The sequence below is a fragment of the uncultured Tessaracoccus sp. genome, from assembly GCF_947255005.1.
Lineage (GTDB): Bacteria > Actinomycetota > Actinomycetes > Propionibacteriales > Propionibacteriaceae > Arachnia.
On sequence record NZ_CAMYFI010000130.1, the window covers coordinates 1 to 2,842 of the forward strand.

The 2,842-nt window shown below is 67.1% G+C and carries 3 protein-coding genes; 2 read left to right on the plus strand and 1 reads right to left on the minus strand.

Features of this window, described 5'->3' with window-relative positions; genetic code table 11:
• Both Q0X61_RS13200 and Q0X61_RS13205 read left to right on the plus strand, forming a co-directional pair.
• On the plus strand, window positions 1-422 hold a 422-nt coding region (locus tag Q0X61_RS13200; RefSeq protein ID WP_297743349.1), incomplete at its 5' end, for a hypothetical protein.
• Between the two features lie 53 nt (window positions 423-475).
• The gene (locus tag Q0X61_RS13205) at window positions 476-1,054 is read left to right on the plus strand and encodes a hypothetical protein (RefSeq protein WP_297743351.1); all 579 of its coding nucleotides are present in this window, start codon (window positions 476-478) and stop codon (window positions 1,052-1,054) included.
• Window positions 1,055-1,064: 10 nt separating this feature from the next.
• Here Q0X61_RS13205 and malQ read toward each other — a convergent pair.
• On the minus strand, window positions 1,065-2,842 hold a 1,778-nt coding region (gene malQ, locus Q0X61_RS13210; protein WP_297743352.1), incomplete at its 5' end, for a 4-alpha-glucanotransferase.

Here is a 2,842-nt window from a genome sequence, read left to right on the forward strand (position 1 = left end):
CCGCCTGTAACCAGGCGCTGCAGCAGAGCAACGCGGCCGCGCAGCGGTACATCGCAGCCAGCGGGAGCGTTCCCGACGAGGTGCTCGCCGAGGTGCAAGAGTTCGACGAACCCGTGCGCGGCAAGGAGCTTCACCGAGCCGAGGTGCTTGAAGGCATGCTCGTCGCCACCGTCGACGCCAACACGATGGAGCTCGTCGAACTCTTCCTCCCTGATCTCGAGGAGGCCACCATCGCCGCAGTGCCGCAGGCCATCTCGGCTGCGTTCGCCGGTGCCCGAGGCGGCGCCGAAGTGGCAGAACTCGACATCAACCTCCAGGCCACGCTCGACGAGTTCTCGGCCTCGCTCAACTCCATCCAGGCCGAACTCGACGTCATCAACGACCGCCTGACGGAAGTAGACAACGACATCCGCTCCGAGTAGCGACTTCCCGCGATCTCCGGTGCAAACCAGCTGGGCGTGGTTGAATCACATGTATGACGGACCCACGCGAGCAGACCCCGTCAGACGGCCTCGCCCGGTTCACCGATCGGCGCTTCGAAGGGCTCTGCGGCCACGCCACCGCGACGGTAGACGGCGCCCTATCGCTCGTCGAGGTGCACGTCGAGGGGCCGTTCCACGAGAACACCTCCGCGTGCATCCGCAAAGCGATCAACTACGGCCTCATCACCGCGCGCGAAACGCTCAGCCGGTACCTCGCCTGCGAGTCCGGCCTCGATCTCCCACCCGGCATTCGCAGCGTCCTCGACGGCGCCTCCGCACCCGAAGCGCCCACCCCATCTCACTTGCGCGACTACGAGGCCGACTTGGCCGGCGTGCTCGTGCGCATTGACGGCAGGAAATGCCTCGTCACTTGGGTGGACGTGCCAACGCCCCAACACCTACAGCTGCTCCCTGACGTCGTCAACGCCGCCATCCAGGCCGCGGAGTCCAGACATGACGGACCCCCACTCGCCGGGTTGTTCGAGTCAACCTGGAGGGAGATCGTCGGAAAGCTCAACGATGTCGACGGCCACCTGGACGCGATCGCCGCCGAGCACCACGACGGCGCCTAGCCGGCCGCGCTCAGTGGCGCGGCGGCTCGCTGCCGTTCATCACTGCCGCGAGCCGTTTGGGCAGCGTGGCGTCGAAGATCTGCTCCAGCGGGATGGGTTTACCCGACGAGTCACCCAGCGGCACGCGCCAGTTGGGGTACTCGTCGATAGTGCCCGGCTGGTTCTGCATCCGCCGTTCCCCCACCGCGTCGACGAGGTTCGCTAGCAGTACCTTCGAGGGCGTCTCACGCAGGAAGCGGTGCAGCGCTAGCATGACCTCTTCCGGCACGTCGCGCTGACCCGAGTCGAGCAGGCCGCGGGCAATGAGGAGGTCAATCCACCCGTCGTGCTCCGAAGCAGCGAAGCGGAGTTCCTCATCGAGTGGCTCGGTGAGCAGCCCGAGCTGGTGCCTAAGCCGCACGTGGTCGCCGCTCAGGTAGCCGATCGTGGGCGGAAGGTCGTGCGTCGTCACGCTCGCCATGCAGTACTCGCGCCAATGTTGGGCGTCGAGTGGGCCACCGTGCACGTCGTACTCGAACCACAGCACCGACGTGCCGAGGATGCCCCGCTGCGCGAGATACTCGCGCACCCAGGGTTCGACCGTGCCGAGATCTTCACCGACGACGAGCGCCTGCGCGCGTTGCGCTTCGAGGGCGAGAATGCCCACCATGGCCTCGTGGTCGTAACGGATGTAGGTGCCGTGCTGCGGACCGAGCCCCTGCGGCACCCACCACAGGCGAAACAGCCCAAGAATATGGTCGATGCGAGCGCCGCCTACTCGTCGCAGCGCCGCGCGCACCATCTCGCGGTACGGCTGGTAGGCCTGCGCGGCGAGGCGGTCGGGACGCCAGGGCGGCTGGCCCCAGTCTTGCCCAGCCTGGTTGTACGCATCAGGCGGAGCCCCGACGTGCATGTCGCGCGCGAACAAGCTCGGCATCATCCATGTGTCTGCGGAGGCCTTGTGCACACCGACGGCAAGGTCGTTTACGACGCCGACTGACATTCCCGCTTCTGCTGCCGCAGTCTGGGCGCGACTCACCTGCTCCTGCGCGATCCACTGCAGCCACTGGTGGAAGCGCACCTCATCAGCGTGCTCGGCGGCGAACGCAGCCACCGCAGGCGAGGCCACGTCGCGGAACGCCTCGGGCCAGCCATGCCAGATGGGGCCGAACTCCACGCTGAGCGCGCTCCACACGCCGTAGATGCGGATGCCCTCGCCTTCACGACGCAGAAACTCGTCGAAGGCGATCTGCCGCGCCGGGCGCAGCCCCAGCTCGTAGAGTGGCCGGAGCGCCTCGAGTTTGCGCACCCACACGTCGTCGCGTTCTACCGCGCCCGACTTCTCACCCGCGCGGCGCGCGTCGGCGCGCAGCGCTTCGATGGCACGTCGCGCTTCGGGGCCTAGGCCCACGTATTCGGGCACCTCTTCAGGACGGATGTAAATCGGGTTCAGGAACCGCCTACTCATCGGCAGGTACGGCGATGGTTCCATCGGCGGCACCACTTGAGCGGCGTGGAGCGGGTTGATCAGCATGTAGTCGGCGCCCTGTTCAGCGCCCGACCACGTGACAAGGTCTGCCAAATCCGCGAAGTCGCCCACGCCCCAAGAACGCTCAGAGGTGACGGAGTACAGCTGCGTGGCGTACCCCCACACCCGCCGATTGTGCATCTTCTGCGGGAAACCGACGAAGCGCGGCGTCACGATGACGGCAGCTTCGTGGCGCACCCCGTCGGTGGTGGCGACCAGCCGGTGGTAGCCCGTCGGGAGGTCGCCCGGAACCCAGAAACTCGCCTCACCACGCCACTGGC